The organism is Natronococcus amylolyticus DSM 10524, from assembly GCF_000337675.1.
In the GTDB taxonomy this organism is placed as follows: domain Archaea; phylum Halobacteriota; class Halobacteria; order Halobacteriales; family Natrialbaceae; genus Natronococcus; species Natronococcus amylolyticus.
The window spans coordinates 113,658-132,222 of the sequence record NZ_AOIB01000021.1; the positions used below are offsets into that span (position 1 = coordinate 113,658).

Below are 18,565 nucleotides of genomic sequence, written 5' to 3' on the forward strand. Positions count from 1 at the left end.
GGTAGGGACGAACCGTATGAACAAGCGAACGAGACGCGAGTGGCTCGCGACGGTCGGTGCAATCGGCGTCGCGGGGTGTTCGTCGGCGAGCAACGGCTCGGAGTCGGACGACGACGAGTCGACGATCGACACGACGTCTCCGGACGGGTGGCCGGTGGCCGGTCACGACGTAACGAACGCGAGACACTCGCCGGCCGACGGACCGAAGAGCGGCGTCGAACCGCGGTGGACGTCCGACGGCGTGTCACTCGAGTTCGACGACCCGGCACTCGCCGTGGCCGACGGAACCGTCTACGTCGGAACCGAGGACGGCCGGGTCCGAGAGCTGGATTCCGAGACCGGCGACGGGTCGACGCTCGCGGATCTGGACGACAGCGAGCACCGATCCGACGACGTTCCGGTCCGGGCAGTGACGGCAGCCGGCGATCGGCTGTACCTCGTCAGCGACGGCGTGTACGCGCTGGACGCAGCGACGGGCGAGGAGCTGTGGACGTTCGAGGAGACGGCACTGGAGTCCGGATCCGGGATCGAGGCGCCGGCGGTGGTCGCCGACGGAACGGTGTACGCCGGCGGCTACGGCCTCTACGCGATCGACGCCGAAAACGGTGAGGAGCGGTGGCACTTCGAGACCGAGACGCTTCCCGAAACGGCCGACGGGTTCGACGGCTCCGTCGGCTGGCTGGTCTCGAGTACACCGGCGGTCGCCCGGGGAACGGTCGTCTGCAATACGGCGCTGTCGATCCTCTACGCGGTCGACGTCGAAACTGGCGAAGAGGTGTGGTCCCTCGAGGGAGCAGATCGGCTCCGAGGGCCCCCAGCCGTCGACGACGACGTGATCTATCAGGCCGAAGACGGCGGCGTCGCCGCGATCGACCTCGAAACCGGTGAGACGCGCTGGCAGGCCGAGGCGTCGGAGCTGTCCGTCCAGGGGTCACTGTCGGTCGCCGACGATACCGTCGACCTCGCCGGCGGGCCGCTGGTCGGGTTCGACGCCGAAACCGGCGATGAGCGCTGGCGCGTCGACCTCGACTCGGAGTACGAGCGAACGGTGACCGTCGGTCGAACGAGTCCGATCGCGACCGACGAGACCGTATACGTCGCCGAGGACGATCGGAGCGCGGTGTTTGCGGTGTCGATCGCGGACGAAGCCGCTCGCTGGAGTACCGAGCCGACCGACAGGATCGGAACGCACGGCGGGCTGGCGCTCGCAGACGATCTCGTCTACGCGCTCCGTGCCGACGGCACCCTGGTCGCACTCGAGGGGGAGTGAGTCGACGGCAAACGCCTACTCGAAGCCACTGACGGCCGACGAACGCTGCCGCAATCCCTCCAATATAAATCATTGACTTGAGTCGGGTAGGGTATGGAACGCGTTGCAATCATCGGTGCCTCGATGACCAAGTTCGGGCAACGCGAGGAGTGGGTTCAGGAGCTCCTCGCCGAGGCCGGACTCGAGTGTCTCGAGGACGCAGGCGTCGACGCCGAAACGGTCGAACACCTGTACGTCTCGAACATGGCCAGCGGCGAGTTCGAGGGACAGACCGGCGTGATGAACGGGCTGGCCCACGACATCGGTGCGATCCCGGCCTACACCCAGCGCATCGATCAGACCAGCTCGAGTGGCGGGGCGGGGATCTACGCCGCCTGGCAGTCGGTGGCAAGCGGGGCCAGCGAGATGACCCTGCTCGTCGGCGGTGAGAAGATGACCCACCGGACGACCGGCGAGGCCACCGACGTCATCGCCTCGCTCACCCACCCCGTCGAGTACAAGACCGGCGTGACGCTGCCCTCCTTTGCCGGGATGACCGCGCGTCACTACCTCGAGCGCTTCGACGCGCCTCGAGAAAGTTTGGCGAAGGTCGCCTCGAAGAACCACAAAAACGGCGTCGACAACCCCCACGCGCAGTTCCAGAAGGAGGTCGACGTCGACACCGTCCTCGGGTCGCCGATCGTAGCGGACCCGCTGCGGCTGTACGACTTCTGTCCGATCACCGACGGCTCGGCCGCGCTGATGTTGTGTCCCGAGTCGGTCGCCCAGGAGTACACGGACGAGTACGTCGTCATCTCGGGGATCGACGGCGCCACCGATACACACGTCGTCCACGAACGCGAGGACCCGACGGTGATGGGTGGCGTCGTCGAGAGCGGCGAGGGCGCCTACGAGATGAGCGGGCGCGACCCCGACGATATCGACGTTGCCGAACTCCACGACATGTTCACCATCCTCGAGTTCCTGCAGATGGAGGGGCTGGGTTTCGCCGAGCAGGGCGAGGCCTGGGAGTTGGTCGAGGAGGGGTACACCGAACGGGATACGGGCGAGCTCCCGGTCAACACCTCCGGCGGGCTGAAGTCGAAGGGCCATCCGCTCGGTGCGAGCGGCGTCGCCCAGGGCGTCGAGATTTACGAACAGCTGATGGGCGAGGCCGGCGACCGCCAGGTCGACGCGGAGGTCGGGCTCTGTTGTAACGTCGGCGGCTTCGGCAACTGTGTGATTACGACCATTATGGAGGCAGGACAATGACGATGGAAGCGACCCGATACGACGACGGCACGATCAGCTACCCCGGTCACCCGCGCAGCCGGAACGGCGCGGAACCGGTCGAGACGATCGATCTCAGCGAGCACACCGCCGAGGTCGTGACGTGGACGACCAGCACCGCGACGCCGCCGGGAGTCCGGGAGCCGAACCACCTCGCGATCGTCGAGTTCGATGTCGGCGAGGTCGCCGAGACCTCGGAAGGCGACGCGGTTGACGACGGAGAGGACGTCGAGACGTCGGTTCGGGCACTCGTCCAGCTCGTCGACGACGAGGCAGAAACCGGCGACGAGGTCGAACCGGTTTACACCGAGGAGCTGCGCGAGCTCGGCGCCGGAATCAGAGAGCCAGACAGCCAGGGCTGGGACGGCTACCGGTTCGAACCGGTCTGAGGATCGTCGTCTCCGGAGTCCTCGGGTTCTTCTTCGCCGGTTTCGTTGCCGTCTTCGTCGTCGTTGCTCTCGGGTTCCTCCGAATACCGATCCTTGAGCGTCTCGAGCTCCGCGTCCACGTCGACGCTCGAGTCGGGGTCGCTGCCGTCCTCGTCCGTCTCCGTCGTTTCGTCGGGCTGCTCGATGTCGATCCGGATCGGTCCGTCGTCGTCGGCTTTCTCGCGGCCCTCGACGGCACGTCGCAGCCGTCCGTCGACCTCGTCGCGGAGTTCGCGGGCCTCGACGAGCAGCTCTCGAGCGTCCTCGTCGGCAGGCAACGTCCCCTCGGAGGCCGCCCGCTGGAGCTCTGCGAGGACGGTATCGAGCTGCGAGAGCGTCGTTCGGCGCACCTCGCTCGCGCGCGTACCGGCGCGGTCGGTGCTCTCGTCGACGCGGTCGCGGACCTCCCGCTCGGTGCGAACGATCTCGAGGCCGCGCTGGAGGGCCTCGAGGGTTCGAACGCTCGACTCGAGCGTCGCCAGTAGCGCCGGGATCGCGACCTCGTCGGCCACTCGGAGCAGCTCTCGGGGCGTCGGCGGACGGGGCGCGGGAAACCGAGGACGAGGGCGGCGAGCGGGGTCCTCGAGTTCGGTTCGGAGCTCCTCGATCGTCGTAGTGAGCTCGCGGATCGCGTCCGCGACCTCGTCGTCGGGATCAGGATCGGCCATACCCCGCTCTACACGGGCCGGGACCAAAAGCCGGGCGTTCGGATCAGTCGGGAAACCGACCGGTCGCTCGCGCGGAACCAAGCGCTTTTGCCTGACTGGCTCCCCTACACTGGTGTGCGAATCGAGAACAGCTTCATCCCGGTTCGTGGCGTCGGAGAGACCACCGAACGCCGGCTCTGGGAGAACGGGGTTACCCACTGGGAGGAGTTCGACGGCAGCGTCGTCGGCGACACGCTCGCCGACCGGATCGAGACGTTCATCGACGAGGGGTGGGAACACCTCGAGCGTGGCGACGTCTCGACGTTCGCCGAGGCGCTGCCGGCTGCGAGCCGGTGGCGCCTCTACGAGAACGTCCGCGAGGAGACCGCCTTTCTGGATATCGAGACGACCGGCCTGAGTGCCGATCGCAACGACGTGACGACGGTATCGATCCACCGCGGCGACGAGACGAAGACGTTCATTCAGGGACGGGACCTGACCGCCCGGCGCCTCGAGGCCGAACTCGAGGAGTCGGCGCTGCTGGTGACGTTCAACGGGCAGCGCTTCGACGTTCCGTTCCTCGAGACGTGCTACGACCTCGACGTGACGGTTCCTCACGTCGATCTCATGTACCCCTGCAAGAAAGTAGGACTCGACGGCGGGCTGAAGGCGATCGAACGCGAGCTGGGGATCGGTCGCGACATGCCCGACCTCAGCGGTCGGGACGCGGTTCGGCTCTGGCACGAGTACGAGAGCGGCGACGACGCCGCTCTCGAGCGCCTCGTCGAGTACAACCGCGCCGACACGGAGAACATGAAGCCGCTACTGGAGACGGTCGCCGGTCGACTCCACGAGTCGGTGTTCGAGACCGCCTGTCGGGACGCATAACCGTCGCTCCTCGTCAACCGACGGCGTGGCGAAAACAGTCGTTTCGGTTCGAACGGCTCGGTCTACTCGAGTTCTCTGACGTCGACGTCGCCCTCGCTGGTTACGACGACGTGGTAGCCACAGTAGTCGAACTCGATCCGTCCGCTGGCCCGATGCATCCCGTTCTCTCGGGGGGCAAACAGCGAGTCGAGCGCCTCGGGGTTGATGACCTCGTAGAGTGCGTCGTACTTCGGCGGTTCGATGTCAGTCGGTTCGACACCCTCTCGGTCGGCGACAGCGGCGACGACTTCGTAGCTCAACGACGCGGCAGAGGCTGTGTCGGAACGGTCGACTGAGAGTAGCATTAGCCGGAGTCTTTCCGTCATCGTATATAAGCTCTCTGTCCTCTGCCCGGCCCAAGAGTACAACCCAGGGAACTACGCGACACATATGTTCTATAGCGTATATATTTGTGCACTACATACGGATCGAATCTGAGACGCTCTTTTTTCCGAGAATCCCACCGAAGGAAGTACCGTGTGCTATCACAGACGATCCGTACGATCCGACACTGACGGTGTCGGTACCCAAACAAAAGAACGAACCACCCTTCGATCGATATCGGTTCTCGATCCCTTCCCTTAGCTCGAGTTATCGACGGTCGTCGACACCGTCAGGGAACTCGTTGTTCTCCATGGTGACCGAACTCGAGCCGCTCTGGATGCGCACCGAGTTGCCGCCGTCGGCGGCCTCTGCGGTGGTGTTTTCGATGGTGACGTCGCTCGCGTTGTGGACGGTGAGCGGAACGTGGCTCGTCTCGAACTCGCTGTCCGCGATGAGGTAGTCGCTACCGCGAACTTCGAGTCCGCGTCGGCGACCGTCGCCGAGTTGTTCGACCGAGAGCCCTTCGAACTGGCAGTTGTTTCGCTCACAGAAGATCGCCGGCTGGATCGGGGATCCGCTGGCGCTGCCGAGGATGTTGACGTCCTTGAGCGAAACGGCACCGGGGCTGTCACCGAGGATGCGGAAGGCGTAGGAGCTGCCGTTGATTTCGACCTCGGAGTTCACGAAGTCGACCTCGCCGGCACCACTGTCGACGCGGACGGCCGCACTCTGACCCTCGACGGAAACTCGAGTGTTGGAGATCGTGGTCGACTCGGCGCCTTGCATAATGCGGATCGCTTCGCCGTTCTGCTGTGGAATGTCGACGGTGACGTTCGAGACGGTGAACTGATCCGCGTGGTCGAGACGAATCGCGTGCTGTCCCTCCGCCTGAACGCTGTTCTCGTCGACGGCAATGATCGCGTCCTCGATCGAACCCTCGTTTCCGCTGAGGCGGATCGACGCGGTGGCGCTGTTCTCGTACCAGCCACCCTCGACGTCGATTCGACCGTTGTCACCGGACGCGTACAGACCGTTGTCGGGGAATCCGCCGAGTATGCAGTCCTTGAACCGGATATCTCCCTGGTGGTTGTCGTTGAGGATGATTCCCGTTGCGCCGCGCCATCGACCGCCGTTCGGCGTATCGTCGACGTGTACCGCGCCGTCGAACGCGTGGAAGCAGTCGACGATGCCGGAGCCGTCGGGATCCGTGATGTTGAACAGCGCAGGACCCCAGGTGCCGCTATCGTGGACGCCGTGGACGAAAATGTCCCGGACGACGAGTTCGTCCGTGACCTCGGCGCTGATCACGCGGATACCGGTGTCAGATGCGGTCTGGTCGACCTCGAACCCCTCGAACCAGACCGATCCACCGGGTCTATCGCTCGTCCCGAGTCGGAACAGTCGGGCCCGCGAGCTCCCGAACGTGTGGTAGTCCGCCGGAACCAGCGTCGCGCCGTTTCCGACGATCCCAACGTTGTTGAACCCGGTGAACCGTACCTGGTCGTCCATGTAGTACTCCCCTTCGGGGAACCTCAGGAGCGTGTCCTCTGCGATGTTCTCCCGAATAACGGGGGTGACCGACTCGTTACCGTTCGGGTCGGCGCCCGCTTCGACCATGTCGACCACGTTGCTGTAGTCGTCTTCGCTCGCACTCGCGTCCGTAGACGCGGACGCCATCCCGGCTACGGAAAGCGTACCGAGTCCCGCAAGACATCCCTTCAGATACGTTCGTCGACCTGTCAGCCAGTTACCAGAGTCGTTCGACATTACGACTTTCCGTACAAACGGGTCGGTTATACATATACTCGAAGTAATTTGACTTGAAAGTATCTCAGCTCGCGAACGACCCCGCTCAACAGTTTCAAGCCCGACGAAGCGGGTCGAGACGTTCCCAGCGAGTGGAACAAGAAATCCGAGGTTATCGCGGAAATAAGCGCGTCAGACCGTGTGGATCGTGGCGAAAAACAGTTTCGTGAGAGATCGGGCCGAGTACTTATACGGACTAAGAAGTTGTGCGTATTGAAACAGTCCTCCTACGGGTTTTTCACCCGGTTCAGCGGATCGATTGCGGAACTATATCCGATCGACCCCGAATTAGTCCGCCATGAATCGGAACGGGTCGGGGGGACGTGCGCGCGTTCGAAACGACTCGGTCATTGACTAACGGCTGAATAACTCGAAGAAAATGAAAGTCGACTCGAGCGGTACGCTATCTCGAGATGGACGGACCTGTGCGTCAAGTAACCAAAGCCGAACCGATCGATGAGAGCTCGATTCGCGCTCGCGACGCCAAGCCAGGGGTGGGATTTGAACAACGGTCACGGCGAAGCCGTTCTCTTCTTCAAACCCACGTGACTGTTCGTCGCTCGCGGGATTGCTCGCGACGTCAAGCCAGGGGTGGGATTTGAACCCACGAAGTCTCGATTACAAGTCGAGTGCATGAACCGCCCATGCTCCCCTGGCGCAGCAGTGAGTTACCGTTCCTCCTTTGAGTGTGTATCGTTTTCCGATCGGTCCTCGAGCGACCGTCGCATCGACACTCTGTAGGGTTCGTACGCGCGGTCCTCGTAGAACCGTCTCGCGGCCTCGTTGTCCGACAGCACCTCGAGGATCACGACCTCGGCACCCCGGTCGGCGAGTGCGTTCTCGGCGGCCTCGAGCAGCGCGGTTCCGACCCCGCGGTCACGGTAGGCGGGTGCAACGTAGATGTTCGAGAGCAGCCCCCGTGTCGCGTCCAGCTCGAGGGACCCTCGCTCGAGCGAGTAGGTGACGAAGCCGACGATCGACTCCCCGTCGCGTGCGACGAGGAGCCCGTCGGTGTGGAGGTGTCCGGCGAGCGTCTCCCGCATCGTCTTCCGGTTTTCCTCGTCGCGAACGAACGAGCCGTGGTCGCGCTGATCGCGAGCCAGCCGCACCCACAGCTCGGTGATCGCCGGCAGATCCCCCTGTGTTGCGGGCTCGACGATCGGTGAGTCCGAAGTCATTGTCCTCCGGTCGATAGCTGCGTTCAAAAGATCTTCTTATCTCTCGCCGTCGCGCCCGGAACGGGCTCCAGCGGCGACCTCAAACCGATCGACAGTCCGAACAGACCAACCGACCGTTGGCATCCCACAGCGAATCGGCGAGCGACCCGCAGGCCTCGCAGACGCCCTGTGTGGAGAACTCGTCGCCGCCGTTTGGCAACAGTTCGGTCTCGAGCTCGTCACCGGGACGCGAGGATCGGGACTGCTCGAGGGGGCGTTCCGACTCGAGGGAGTTGTCGGGGCTGCTGCTCGCCGCCCCTTGGAAGGAGCCGGCGGCAGTGATGACGTCCCGCTGGGTGAGCACGCCGACGACCTCGTCGTCGTTCTCGACGACCAGGTTCCGGATGTTCTGTCGGCTCATCGTCGTCGCGGCGTCGGCCAGCGACCAGCCCGCGTTGATCGAGATTACCGGGCTGGTCATGACCTCCCCGACGGTCGTTTCGGCCGGATCGTCCTCTTCAGCGACGAGGCCGAGCACGTCCCACTCGGTCACGATTCCAACCGGCTCCGAGCCGCGAACCACGAGGGCACAGCCCGCCCGTTCTTCGCGCATCAGTCGAACGGTACCCAAGACGGGATCCGACTCGCTGACGCCGACGTATTCGGTCGTCAGGACCTCCCTGACGGACAGTTCCGGTTCCATATGTGTACACATCCCACGGACTGGCTAAAAACTATCTCCGGCACGGTTAAGTGAACGCGTGACAAACGTATGAGGTTCGACAGTGTCTGCGAAGATTCGCAAGAACGGACGCGAGTGCGGCCGCGAGCCGCCTCACCAGCCCAGTTCAATTCTGGTTCCGTCGGCACGGCAATCCTCGAGGGCGTGTTTGGCGGCGATGCCCGCCTCGTGGGCGCTTCTCCCTCGACCGGCGCCGACCTGAAGTTCGACGTCGACGTCCTCCTGGACGTGATAGATCGCCTCCTCGTACTGGGCTTCGTCGAGGTCCGGACAGACGACGATGACGTTGTCGCCGCCGACGAAGAAGGCGAGGCTCTCGTGGGCCCGTCGCATGTGGCGCATGAGCGAGGCGTACCCCTGCTCGATCTCGATGAACGTATCGAAGGCGTTGAGCTCGTCGGTGTACTCGCCCGTCGCGTCGATAACGTCGAAGTGTGCGATCTGGACGTCCTCGCCGGTGCGGTGGGCGTCGTCGATGGTTCGGCCCTCGAGACACTCGCGTCGGTTCTTGTCCTGTGCGCTGCCGGCCTCCTGGATCAGCGCGGTCGCGTCCGAAAGTGCCTGTACTGGGGTTGTCCCGGTCGCGACGCCGAGGCTGACCGTCACCGGGTACCGGTTGCCGATGGACTCCTGGAGGAGCGCGTGGTCCTCACGTGAGAGTCCGTTCGTGACGGCGATCATGTTGTCGAAGCGGGTGAAAAAGACGTAGCCGTCGCGGTTACCGACGAACTGGGAGACGTCGGCGTACAGCCGCGACTGGAGCGTCTGGAGATCGGCTTCCCGGCGCGGTTCGGGCGTTACGGTCCAGGGACCGTAGTTGTCGATCTGGAGGAGCGTAACCTGCGTGTTCGTCACGGTACCCGAAGGTTTCGATCGGCGTCGTATAAGTGGTACGTAATCCAGATCCGTGACGGCTCAGGCGGGCTTTTTCTCCGGGTCGCTCCCCTTCGGGTGGTACTCCCAGAAGTCGCCGGCCCGCATCGCCGCACCGACGGCCTTGTGCATGTCGAGTATCGTCTCGAACTCCTCGACCTCGACGTACTCGAAGATCTCGCGCATCGGGACGACACGCTGGTAGTTGATCCGGATCGGATCGTCGCCGTGCTCGGCGACGAACTCGTCGCGGTTCATCGGGAAGTCCTCTTCCTCGTCGATCTTGTCGGCGATGATCCGCATGTCGAACTTCCGCATTCCCTCGCTGCCCTGTTCCCCGTCGGGGTCGAATGGCCAGTCCATACTCCGAGGTGTGTGTGGGGACCGCAAAAGGATTACTCTCCGATCCGAGCGCGCCGCGAGGCGGCTCCGCGGGGAGCCGTCCCCTCGTCACCGATCAGTCGTCCGCAGCCGTTTCGGCGTCGGTTCGCTCGAGTTCGCCGTCCTCGAGCAGTTCCTCGCGGTGTTCGTCGAGCAGTGGCGCCCGTCCACCGGGTTCGGGCGGGGTCTCGGTCATCTTGATCGGCGAGCCCGCGATCTCGACGGTTTCGCCGGAACCGGGCTGTTCGACCGGCACGAGCATCTCGCGGTCGCGGACGTGGGGATCCTCGAAAATCTCGTCGGTGCTCTGGACCGGTGCGACCGGAACCCGCCCCTCGAGGGTCTCGACGAGGTCGGCGGTTGCGAGGCCGGCCGCCCAGTCGGCGATCTCCTCGCGAAGTTCCTCGCGGTGCTCGAGGCGATCGGCTGCCTCGGGGTACTCCGCGGCCAGATCCTCCCGCCCCATCGCCTCGCAGACCTCGTTCCAGTGGTTCGTTCCGAAGGCGGCGATCACGGCGTGGCCGTCGCGAGTCTCGAAGGCGTCGTAGGGGAACAGCGTCGGGTGGGAGTTGCCACGCCTCGACGGCGCCTTGCCGGTGTAGGAGTGCTGGTAAACAGCTCGCTCGGTCATGCTGAGCATCGCGTCGTACATCGCGGTGTCGACGTACTGGCCCTCGCCGGTACAGTGGCGGTGGTTGACGGCGGCGAGGATGCCGATGCAGTTCAGCGTCGCGGTGAAGAGGTCGCCGATTCCGGGACCGACCTTCGTCGGCGGACCCTCCTCCTGGCCGGTGATCTCCATCACGCCGCCCAACGCCTGCGCGATGAGGTCGAAGGAGGGCTGGCCCTGTCGGTGGGTCTCGCCCGTACGCGGATCACCGAAGCCGCGAATCGAGGAGTAGATCAGCTCCGGGTTGTGCTCTTTGAGCGTTTCGTACCCGAGGTCGTACTTTTCCATCGTCCCCGAGCGGTAGTTCTCGACGACGACGTCGGCCTCTTCGACGAGCGAGAGGAAGTCCTCGCGATCGTCGGGATCGTTGAAATCGAGCTCGAGGCTGCGCTTGCCCCGGTTGACGCTCTGGAAGTAGCCGCCGTAGGCCTCCGCCTCGGCGTCGTCGACGAACGGCGGGTTCGACCTGATCAGGTCGCCGCCCGGGCGCTCGATCTTTACGACGTCGGCGCCCATATCCGCAAGCAACATCGTACAGTACGGGCCGGCCAGCACCTGCGTCAGGTCGATCACGCGCAGGTTCGACAGTGCGCCCATGGAGGCGACTGTCTGCGGACAGGCGCAAAAACCTTTGCAATAGATCATGAAGGTGTGGTTGTCTCTCAAGGGGGTGGTGTTAGGGTGTATAAGGAGTATTATCATGATCAACCATTAACTTTATACGGCAATTCATCATGGTTCTGGATACGATGTCCCGAACGGTCGTCCTCGGCGTGATCGGCTCCGACGCCCACGTCGTTGGCATCACGATCCTAGAGCAGGCCCTGAGTGCAGCTGGCTTCGACGTCGTCAACCTCGGCGTCCAGACCTCCCAGGAGGACTTTGCGGAGGCAGCGGTAGCCCACTCGGCGGAGGCGGTACTCGTCTCCTCGCTCTACGGTCACGCCGAGCAGGACTGCCAGGGGTTCCACGAGGTCTTAGCGGAGGCCGACGTCGACGCCCTCACCTACATCGGCGGCAATCTCGCCGTCGGGCAGGACGACTTCGATCAGACCCGCGCGACCTTCGAGGAGCTCGGGTTCGATCGGGTCTTCGACTCCGAGACCGACCCCGAGGAGGCCATCGCCGCCCTCGAGCGGGACCTCCACGTTACGACCACGGAATCCGAACGGGTTACCGTCAGCAGCTAACCGGTGCTCGATGATACGAGACGAACGCATTCCATCCGACGAGCTACGGCGTATCGACGACGAGATCCGGTCCGGCTGGTCCACTGGCGAGGCCGTCGACTTCGAGGCGGCGATTGCCTACCACGAGTCGCTGCCGGCGAGCAAACGCTTCGCCGACGTCCTCGAGTCGGCCGACAGCCCCCTCCTGCAACCGCGCGCGGGAGTTCCGCGACTCGGCGACCAGATCGAGCTGCTCGAGTACCTCCACGGCGAGGGGAAAGCAGACCTCTTGCCGACGACGATCGACTCCTACACGCGCGACAACGAGTACGGGAAGGCCCAGGAGGGTCTCGAGAAGGCCCGCGAGACCGGCGAGGACACCCTCAACGGCTTCCCCGCGGTCAACCACGGGATCGAGGGCTGTCGCGAGCTGATCGAGGCGATCGACGCCCCGATCGAGGTCCGCCACGGCACCCCCGACGCTCGCCTGCTGGCGGCGATCACCTTCGCCGGCGGCTTCCAGAGCTTCGAGGGCGGCCCGATCTCCTACAACATCCCCTACACGAAACGCCACGGGCTCGAGGAGACTATCGAGAAGTGGCAGTTCGTGGATCGACTCGCGGGCGCGTACACCGAACGGGGCGTGCGGATCAACCGCGAGCCGTTCGGCCCACTAACGGGGACGCTCGTGCCACCGTCGATCGCGATCGCGATCATGATCGTCGAGGGCCAGCTCGCCGCCACGCAGGGCGTGCGCTCGATCACGCTGGGCTACGGCCAGGTCGGCAACGTCGTCCAGGACGTCGCCGCGCTGAACGCCCTCCAGAAGCTCGGCGACGAGTACCTCCCCGACGAGGTCTGTGTGACGACGGTCTTCCACGAGTGGATGGGCGGCTTCCCGCCAGACGAGGCCCGCGCCAACGGCGTCATCAGCCTCGGCGGGATGACCGCCGCCATCGCCCAACCGGACAAGGTCATCACGAAGTCGCCCCAGGAGTTCCAGGGTGTCCCGACGAAGGAGGCAAACGCCTCCGGGCTCCGCACGACGCGACAGGTCATCGACATGGCGATCGAGCAGAACATCGATATCGACGGCATCGCGGAGGAACAGGACCTGATCGAGCGCGAGACGCGGTGTCTCATGGACACGATCTTCAGCCACGGCGACGGCGACGTCGTTCAGGGGACGATCAAGGCGTTCGACTCGGGGGCGCTCGACGTCCCCTTCGCACCGAGCGACAGCGCGAAGGGCGCCGTGTTACCCGCCCGGGACGACGACGGCCGGGTCCGGATCTTCGAGTGGGCTGACCTCGAGATGGACGACGACATCAAGGAGATCCACAAGGCCCGGCTCTCCCAGCGGGCCACCACCGAGGGCCGCGAGGAGTCGTTCCGCATGGTCGCCGACGACGTCGACGCGATCAGCGACGGGAAGCTCATCGGCCGTCCCCAGGACAAGGGAGGTGTCGGCAGTGCGGATTGAGGCGATCCACGCCACGCCGGGCTACAGCGGGTTCTTCTTCGACGACCAGCGCGCGATCAAGGAGGGCGCCGTCCAGGACGGATTCACCTACGACGGCACGCCCGTCACCGACGGCTTCGACGAGATCCGCCAGGCTGGCGAGACGCTGATCGTCGACGTCGAACTCGCGGACGGCAGCGTCCACCGCGGCGACTGCGCCGCGGTCCAGTACTCCGGGGCGGGCGGTCGCGATCCGCTCTTTCGGGCCGCCGAGTACGCCCCGGTCGTCGAGGGTCCCGTCGCCGAGGAGCTCGTCGGTCGGGAGGCGAGCGAGTTCCTCGCGAACGCCGACCTGCTCGAGGACGGCGAGTTCGACGGGGATCGCCTCCACACGGCGATCCGCTACGGCGTCTCCCAGGCCCTGCTGGCGGCGGCAGCCCACGACGCCGGAACCACGAGAACCGACGTCCTCGCCGACGAACTCGGCACGGAGCCGGCGACCGAACCCGTCCCCGTCTTCGGCCAGTCCGGCGACGATCGGTACGTCAACACCGAGAAGATGTTCGTCAAGGGCGTTCCCGTCCTCCCCCACGGGCTGATCAACAGCGTCGAGAAGATCGGCGAGGACGGCGAGACCTTGCTGGAGTACGTCGAGTGGCTCACCGAGCGCTCGCAGGAACTCGGGCCGGAGGGCTACGAGCCCCGGTTCCACATCGACGTGTACGGAATGATCGGGGAAATCTTCGGCGCGCCCTACGACCGCGACGAAGTCGTCGACTACTTCGGGGCGCTCGAGGACGCCGCGGCCCCGTACCCGATCCAGATCGAGGGCCCGATGGACGTCGGCGCTCGCGAAGCACAGATTGAGGCGATGATCGAGCTCCGCGAGGGACTCGCCGACGCCGGCGTCGGCGTCGACATCGTCGCCGACGAGTGGTGTAACACCTTCGAGGACGTGCGGGCGTTCGTCGACCGGGGTGCGGCCGACGTCGTCCAGATCAAGACCCCCGACCTCGGCGGAATCCACCGCAGCGGCCAGGCGGTCAGATACTGCGAGGGGACCGACACCCGCGCCTACCTGGGCGGCACCTGCAACGAGACGGAAACGTCCGCGCGCGCCTGCTCGCACGTCGCGCTCGCGACCGGCGCCGCACAGGTGCTTGCAAAGCCCGGGATGGGATTCGACGAGGGGTACATGATCGTCGAGAACGAGATGCGTCGGGCCGTCGCTAGGCGAACACGGGAACAGCGGCCGACGAGCGCAGACGAGGTGACTGCAGATGACTGACGAGATGACCGAGATCGATTGGACCGATGCAGAGACGTTCTCGCGCGCGCTCGAGCGTGCCGACACCCGCGAGAAGGGGAACTTCTTCGAAGCGTTCGGGGAGGGGGACCTGATCGAACACGATCCCGGGCTCACGCTCACGCAGTGGGGTAACGAGGCCTGGATGAGCCAGACGCTGAACCACGACCCGGCCTACTGGCGAACCGACGCTGCTCGAGATCGAGGATTCGACGAACCGCCGATCCACCCCGACTACCTCACGGCCGCGACGCTCGGCATCACCGTCGAGGACCTGAGCGAGAAAGGGGGGTACTTCCTCGGGCGCACCGACGTCCGGTTCCCCGGCACCCCCGTCTACACCGGCACCGAACTGCGCGTCGAGAGCGAGGTCGTCTCGACGGCGACCTCGAGCTCCCGGCCCGAGTACGGGATCGTCACCTGGCGCACCCGTGGGCGGGACGCCGAGACCGACGAGGTCCTGTGCTCCTACGAGCGGACGAACATGATCCCGCGACGCGAGCCCGTGGCGACCGACGGGGGCGGAAGCGCGGCGACGGCCGAGGAGCCCGACGAGCCCGCACTTCCGAGCGAGTTCGTTACTCCCGACGGCGGCGCCTTCGAGGACTTCCGCGAGGCCCTCGAGCGTGCCGACGACCGGGACGCCGCGGTCGCCTACCGTCACGAGCGGGGTCGCACGCAGGACGACACGACCGTCGCCGGCCTGCCGCTGGCGACGCTCAACACCGCCAAGCAACACCACAACGCCGACGTCATGGCCGACTCGCCGTCGGGCGACATCGTCACCTACGGCGACGTCACCCGATCGACGGCGCTGGGTCACGCCCGCTCCGACGAGGACACCTATCGCGAGGTGGGGTTCGACGACGAGACGTTCCACACGTTCGTCACGCCGGGCGATACCGTCTACGCGTTCACGCGCGTACTCGAGGCCGAAGATGCTGACCGCGACGAGGCGGGAACCGTCCGCTTCGAGCACATCGCGTTCAACCAGAACGACGAACCGGTGTACTCCGGCACCCGCACCGCGGAGATCCGCAAGCGCTCGAGCTGAACCGCCTGCCAACCGTTTCCGATCACAGCAGACCCATCTACACGCATGACCGACGACACCGACATCCGACTCTGTCGCACGTTCCAGACCGCGCCCGCCGCCGTCCCCAAGGAGGAGACGGCGAAGTACCTCCTCTCGGCACTCGAGGCGGAGGGATTTCAGGCGCCCGACTGGCTCGTGCCCGACCTCGAGGACGGCACCGCGCCCAACATGAAAGCCGAGGGACTCGAGAACACGATCGATCGCGTCCCCGAGTACGAGTTCCCCGGGGAGATCCACCCGCGCGTCGAGTGGGCCTACGACGACGAGACGTATCGGGAGAAGGGCCGCAAGCAGATCGACCGTCTGGTCGCCGAGATCGGCGACGAGATCGACGGCGTGGTCGTCCCGAAGGTCGGCCGCCTCGAGGACGTCGAACGGGCAGCCGGCGTCGTCGCGGAGGCCGAGCGCGAACACGGTTACGCCGACGGCTCGATCGATCTCTCGATAATCGTCGAGACCGGGCGTGCCCGCTCGGACCTCCGAGAGATCGCAAAGTTCGGCGCCGACTCCCGGCTCACCGCCATGATCTTCGGGCCCGTCGACTACGCCGCCGAGCTGGGCGGCCGTGACCTCGGCGAGGGGATGCCCCGCTGGGACGGCCTGCTCGAGGCGCTCTCGAACGAGGCCAGCGCAGGCGGGCTGCTTGCGATCGGCGGCCCGTTCGACGACCTGTTCAAGGAGCGGGCGGGGTTGACCTACTACAATGCCGACGCCTACGCCGACCAGGTCGAACGCGAGGCCCAGGTGGGTCTGGACGGCTCCTGGTCGCTGTACCCCAAACAGACGATCCAGGCGAACACGATCCACATGCCCACCCCCGAGGAGCTCGAGCGCGACGTCCACAAGATCGAGCGCTTCAACGAGGCCAAACGCGAGGGCACCGGCGCCGTGACGATCGACGGCCAGATGGTCGACGAAGCGACGTTCAAGAACTTCCGCAACACCGTTCGGACGGTCCGCGCGATCCACGACCGCAGGCCCGACCAGACCGACGAGCGCTACGACGACGGGCTGTTGGGACGGGCGCTCGAGCTCGAGCTCTCCTACCGGTAGTCGCTGAGTCGTCGTCCCGACTTTCGTTCGATCTCGGCTCGAGCCGAGTGAATCTATCGGGTAGCGCACTCGAGGAACGCTATTTGGCGTTCGATACCGCAGTCCGTTCTCGAGGCCGTCCTCCCACTCGGTCTCGAGCGGGCTCGATCCCCCACAAAACACACATACATTCAGTCGTTCTTACTATTCTATGCCCGCGGCCGTGATAAATAGCGACACCATGTACAGCCCGATCGATTTCTGTTCCGCCCCCCACCCTCGAGACGGGTTGGCATGACGGACTCGAGACTACCGGCGGGCAACATCCGGTGGGGGTGGCGGTGTCCGCGGTGCGATACGGACGTCACGGTTGCGCGGAACCCGCAGACGGGGACGTTCAGCTGGGGGTGCGAGAAGCCGGACTGCCTCGCGGTCGGATTCGGGTTCCGCTCGCGGCGCCGCGCCCGGCTCGGCGTGCTCGAGTACCGCAAGCGTTATCGGAGCGTCTACCGCTAATCACACCGCGCTTCGGTCGGATTGCGGGCCGCTACGCGGCGGCCCAAAGACACTTGTCGTTCTGTCTAAAATCCGGAACCAATGACCGACGAGGACGTCCTTCTTCGGCTGAACGTTATCATCGGACTCCTGGTCATCCTCCTCGCGATTCAGCTGTCTGCTATCTTCCCGTTTGGAGTCCTGTCGTTCGTGATCGCGCTGACGATCCTGTTCGCACCGGGGCTGTTCTTGCTGTTGCGCCACTCCGAATCGGCGTCCTCGGTGCGGTGAGTCGGACGACACATCCGATCCGTCCATACCGGCGTCCTCGCTTCGTTCGTCGTCGATCGCAGGGAAAGACGGTGGGGATGGGATTTGAACTACGCGAAGACGGTCCCGCTCGCTCACTCCGTTCGCTGTGCGGGCTGCGTCTTCTCTCGTTCAAACCCATCGTCCACGCTTTGCTCCTCACGTAGTGTTCCTCGCAAAAGCGGTGGGGATGGGATTTGAACCACGCCCGAGAACCTGCTCACTGCGTTCGCAGAACCTCGGTCTGATTCAAATCCCACCGTTTCGTTTTTCGGCTCACGTGCTCCTCGCGAGGCTCGTCGCAGTTGTTCGCCGAAAAACGGTGGGGATGGGATTTGAACCCATGAGGCTTGACAGCCACCTGCTCTCAAGGCAGGCGCGTTAGGCCGCTCTGCCACCCCACCTCATCCCTACGTTCTCCACCCGCTCAAAAAGGGTTATCGGTCTACTCGCGCTCGAGGGACTCCCCTTCGCCGACGCTCACTCCGATCTCGTCGAGGATCGCCGTCGTCGCTCCCTGGGAGCGGTCGGCAACCGCTCGAGCCCGGCCGCCCGCGATCGTCGCACAGAGCCCGGATTCGGTCGCGATCGTCGGCAGCATCGGGGCGAACCCGACGCCCAGTCCGGCGTCGTCGGCTCGCTCAGCGAGCGTCACCAGTTCGGGCACCGCGTCGGAATCCGTGAAGTCGATCGGTTCGCCGAATCCGGCGAAGTACGTTCGGCCGCCCGAGGAGGGACCGAGGACGACCTCGTGGCGCCGCAGCGACATCGCTGCACCGTCGATCTCGGTGCGTCCGATCAGCGGCGCCGTCGGCTCGAGGACGCCGACGCTGGTGGCGTCTTCGCGCTCGAGCAGGTGGGTCACCGTGTTCCCGATCCGCGCCGAGCGGGTCGAGCCGACCTGGCGCTCGAACCGGACGTCCTCGAGGTCGCCCAGCGCAGCGGTGGCAAGCTCTCGGATCTCCGCCTTCGGTTCTCCCGAGAACGAGTCGGGGAGGGTCTTCTCGTCGCGGTAGTTCACGAGCAGGTCGCCGCCGCTCGCCGCGACCGAACGGAGGACGTCGACGACGGAAGCCTCGTAGAGCTCGACGGCCTCTGTCTCGGTCAGCACCGTTCGGTCGGCGAGCGACGACAGCACGAGTCCCTCGCGGGACGGGGAGACGGGAACGACGACGATCATACCCGGTCTCGGGCGTGGCGGG

Annotated in this window: 20 protein-coding genes and 2 tRNA genes; 11 read left to right on the forward strand and 11 right to left on the reverse strand. The window is 65.3% G+C overall.

Translation table 11 applies throughout. The features are described from left to right. Nucleotides 1-16 precede the first annotated feature (16 nt). From C491_RS09450 to C491_RS09460, 3 genes are all read left to right on the forward strand, one after another. Nucleotides 17-1,270: an outer membrane protein assembly factor BamB family protein gene (locus C491_RS09450; protein WP_005555594.1), complete on the forward strand. Its 1,254-nt coding sequence runs from the start codon at nt 17-19 to the stop codon at nt 1,268-1,270. 93 nt (nt 1,271-1,363) lie between these two features. Next, nucleotides 1,364-2,521, forward strand: coding sequence for a thiolase family protein (locus C491_RS09455; RefSeq protein ID WP_005555596.1), 1,158 nt, complete (start codon nt 1,364-1,366; stop codon nt 2,519-2,521). Then, a complete protein-coding gene (locus C491_RS09460; protein ID WP_005555598.1) occupies nt 2,518-2,928 on the forward strand; it encodes a PhlB family protein in 411 nt (136 codons plus the stop codon). The genes C491_RS09455 and C491_RS09460 overlap by 4 nt, the downstream gene beginning before the upstream one ends. Here C491_RS09460 and C491_RS09465 read toward each other — a convergent pair. Then, entirely contained in the window at nt 2,907-3,635 is a 729-nt protein-coding gene (locus C491_RS09465; RefSeq protein WP_005555600.1) for a DUF7547 family protein, read from the reverse strand. The genes C491_RS09460 and C491_RS09465 overlap by 22 nt on opposite strands. Before the next feature lie 114 nt (nt 3,636-3,749). Here C491_RS09465 and C491_RS09470 point away from each other — a divergent pair, with 114 nt between their 5' ends. Beyond that, nucleotides 3,750-4,502, forward strand: coding sequence for a ribonuclease H-like domain-containing protein (locus C491_RS09470; protein ID WP_005555602.1), 753 nt, complete (start codon nt 3,750-3,752; stop codon nt 4,500-4,502). A gap of 62 nt (nt 4,503-4,564) precedes the next feature. On the opposite strand, the gene C491_RS09475 is transcribed toward C491_RS09470, so the two are convergent. From C491_RS09475 to mct, 8 genes are all read right to left on the reverse strand, one after another. Then, nucleotides 4,565-4,846, reverse strand: a complete 282-nt coding sequence (locus C491_RS09475) for a HalOD1 output domain-containing protein (RefSeq protein WP_005555604.1) — start codon at nt 4,844-4,846, stop codon at nt 4,565-4,567. Between the two features lie 286 nt (nt 4,847-5,132). Continuing rightward, on the reverse strand, nt 5,133-6,542 hold the full coding sequence (locus tag C491_RS09480; RefSeq protein ID WP_005555606.1) for a hypothetical protein: 1,410 nt from the start codon (nt 6,540-6,542) through the stop codon (nt 5,133-5,135). 712 nt (nt 6,543-7,254) lie between these two features. Then, nucleotides 7,255-7,328, reverse strand: a tRNA-Thr gene (locus tag C491_RS09485). Nucleotides 7,329-7,339: 11 nt separating this feature from the next. After that, nucleotides 7,340-7,849 carry a GNAT family N-acetyltransferase gene (locus C491_RS09490; protein WP_005555608.1) on the reverse strand — a complete coding sequence of 170 codons (510 nt, stop codon included), beginning with the start codon at nt 7,847-7,849 and terminating at the stop codon, nt 7,340-7,342. A gap of 79 nt (nt 7,850-7,928) precedes the next feature. After that, on the reverse strand, nt 7,929-8,531 hold the full coding sequence (locus tag C491_RS09495; RefSeq protein WP_005555610.1) for a CBS domain-containing protein: 603 nt from the start codon (nt 8,529-8,531) through the stop codon (nt 7,929-7,931). Between the two features lie 132 nt (nt 8,532-8,663). Next, nucleotides 8,664-9,425, reverse strand: a complete 762-nt coding sequence (locus C491_RS09500) for a GTP cyclohydrolase III (RefSeq protein WP_005555612.1) — start codon at nt 9,423-9,425, stop codon at nt 8,664-8,666. Nucleotides 9,426-9,485: 60 nt separating this feature from the next. Continuing rightward, on the reverse strand, nt 9,486-9,806 hold the full coding sequence (locus tag C491_RS09505) for a DUF5785 family protein (protein ID WP_005555614.1): 321 nt from the start codon (nt 9,804-9,806) through the stop codon (nt 9,486-9,488). Between the two features lie 94 nt (nt 9,807-9,900). Next, the gene (mct, locus tag C491_RS09510) at nt 9,901-11,091 is read right to left on the reverse strand and encodes a succinyl-CoA:mesaconate CoA-transferase (protein WP_005555615.1); all 1,191 of its coding nucleotides are present in this window, start codon (nt 11,089-11,091) and stop codon (nt 9,901-9,903) included. Between the two features lie 137 nt (nt 11,092-11,228). On the opposite strand from mct, the gene glmS reads away from it, so the two are divergent. The 7 genes from glmS to C491_RS09545 all read left to right on the forward strand — a co-directional run bounded on the left by glmS (nt 11,229) and on the right by C491_RS09545 (nt 17,345). Beyond that, on the forward strand, nt 11,229-11,684 hold the full coding sequence (gene glmS, locus C491_RS09515; RefSeq protein WP_005555617.1) for a methylaspartate mutase subunit S: 456 nt from the start codon (nt 11,229-11,231) through the stop codon (nt 11,682-11,684). Nucleotides 11,685-11,694: 10 nt separating this feature from the next. Continuing rightward, on the forward strand, nt 11,695-13,146 hold the full coding sequence (locus C491_RS09520) for a methylaspartate mutase subunit E (RefSeq protein WP_005555618.1): 1,452 nt from the start codon (nt 11,695-11,697) through the stop codon (nt 13,144-13,146). Next, nucleotides 13,136-14,413: a methylaspartate ammonia-lyase gene (locus C491_RS09525; RefSeq protein WP_049891683.1), complete on the forward strand. Its 1,278-nt coding sequence runs from the start codon at nt 13,136-13,138 to the stop codon at nt 14,411-14,413. Before C491_RS09520 ends, C491_RS09525 begins: the two co-directional genes overlap by 11 nt. Next, entirely contained in the window at nt 14,406-15,485 is a 1,080-nt protein-coding gene (mch, locus tag C491_RS09530) for a 2-methylfumaryl-CoA hydratase (protein WP_005555622.1), read from the forward strand. The genes C491_RS09525 and mch overlap by 8 nt, the downstream gene beginning before the upstream one ends. A gap of 45 nt (nt 15,486-15,530) precedes the next feature. After that, nucleotides 15,531-16,580 carry an L-malyl-CoA/beta-methylmalyl-CoA lyase gene (gene citE / locus C491_RS09535; RefSeq protein ID WP_005555624.1) on the forward strand — a complete coding sequence of 350 codons (1,050 nt, stop codon included), beginning with the start codon at nt 15,531-15,533 and terminating at the stop codon, nt 16,578-16,580. Nucleotides 16,581-16,853: 273 nt separating this feature from the next. Continuing rightward, nucleotides 16,854-17,075, forward strand: a complete 222-nt coding sequence (locus C491_RS09540) for a hypothetical protein (protein ID WP_005555628.1) — start codon at nt 16,854-16,856, stop codon at nt 17,073-17,075. An 81-nt stretch (nt 17,076-17,156) separates the two neighbouring features. Beyond that, the gene (locus C491_RS09545) at nt 17,157-17,345 is read left to right on the forward strand and encodes a hypothetical protein (protein WP_005555630.1); all 189 of its coding nucleotides are present in this window, start codon (nt 17,157-17,159) and stop codon (nt 17,343-17,345) included. A gap of 338 nt (nt 17,346-17,683) precedes the next feature. On the opposite strand, the gene C491_RS09550 is transcribed toward C491_RS09545, so the two are convergent. Beyond that, nucleotides 17,684-17,767, reverse strand: a tRNA-Ser gene (locus C491_RS09550). A 41-nt stretch (nt 17,768-17,808) separates the two neighbouring features. Continuing rightward, complete coding sequence (locus tag C491_RS09555) at nt 17,809-18,543, reverse strand: hypothetical protein (protein ID WP_005555632.1); 735 nt, start codon at nt 18,541-18,543, stop codon at nt 17,809-17,811. Nucleotides 18,544-18,565 lie beyond the last annotated feature (22 nt).

Excerpts from the sequence above, each read along its gene's own strand:
- C491_RS09450 (WP_005555594.1), top strand. The coding sequence starts at position 17 with ATGAACAAGCGAACGAGACGCGAGTGGCTCGCGACGGTCGGTGCAATC.
- C491_RS09455 (WP_005555596.1), top strand. The coding sequence starts at position 1,364 with ATGGAACGCGTTGCAATCATCGGTGCCTCGATGACCAAGTTCGGGCAA.
- C491_RS09460 (WP_005555598.1), top strand. The coding sequence starts at position 2,518 with ATGACGATGGAAGCGACCCGATACGACGACGGCACGATCAGCTACCCC.
- C491_RS09465 (WP_005555600.1), bottom strand. The coding sequence starts at position 3,635 with ATGGCCGATCCTGATCCCGACGACGAGGTCGCGGACGCGATCCGCGAG.
- C491_RS09475 (WP_005555604.1), bottom strand. The coding sequence starts at position 4,846 with ATGCTACTCTCAGTCGACCGTTCCGACACAGCCTCTGCCGCGTCGTTG.
- C491_RS09480 (WP_005555606.1), bottom strand. The coding sequence starts at position 6,542 with ATGGCGTCCGCGTCTACGGACGCGAGTGCGAGCGAAGACGACTACAGC.
- C491_RS09490 (WP_005555608.1), bottom strand. The coding sequence starts at position 7,849 with ATGACTTCGGACTCACCGATCGTCGAGCCCGCAACACAGGGGGATCTG.
- C491_RS09495 (WP_005555610.1), bottom strand. The coding sequence starts at position 8,531 with ATGGAACCGGAACTGTCCGTCAGGGAGGTCCTGACGACCGAATACGTC.
- C491_RS09505 (WP_005555614.1), bottom strand. The coding sequence starts at position 9,806 with ATGGACTGGCCATTCGACCCCGACGGGGAACAGGGCAGCGAGGGAATG.
- mct (WP_005555615.1), bottom strand. The coding sequence starts at position 11,091 with ATGGGCGCACTGTCGAACCTGCGCGTGATCGACCTGACGCAGGTGCTG.
- glmS (WP_005555617.1), top strand. The coding sequence starts at position 11,229 with ATGGTTCTGGATACGATGTCCCGAACGGTCGTCCTCGGCGTGATCGGC.
- C491_RS09520 (WP_005555618.1), top strand. The coding sequence starts at position 11,695 with ATGATACGAGACGAACGCATTCCATCCGACGAGCTACGGCGTATCGAC.
- mch (WP_005555622.1), top strand. The coding sequence starts at position 14,406 with ATGACTGACGAGATGACCGAGATCGATTGGACCGATGCAGAGACGTTC.
- citE (WP_005555624.1), top strand. The coding sequence starts at position 15,531 with ATGACCGACGACACCGACATCCGACTCTGTCGCACGTTCCAGACCGCG.
- C491_RS09540 (WP_005555628.1), top strand. The coding sequence starts at position 16,854 with ATGACGGACTCGAGACTACCGGCGGGCAACATCCGGTGGGGGTGGCGG.
- C491_RS09545 (WP_005555630.1), top strand. The coding sequence starts at position 17,157 with ATGACCGACGAGGACGTCCTTCTTCGGCTGAACGTTATCATCGGACTC.
- C491_RS09555 (WP_005555632.1), bottom strand. The coding sequence starts at position 18,543 with ATGATCGTCGTCGTTCCCGTCTCCCCGTCCCGCGAGGGACTCGTGCTG.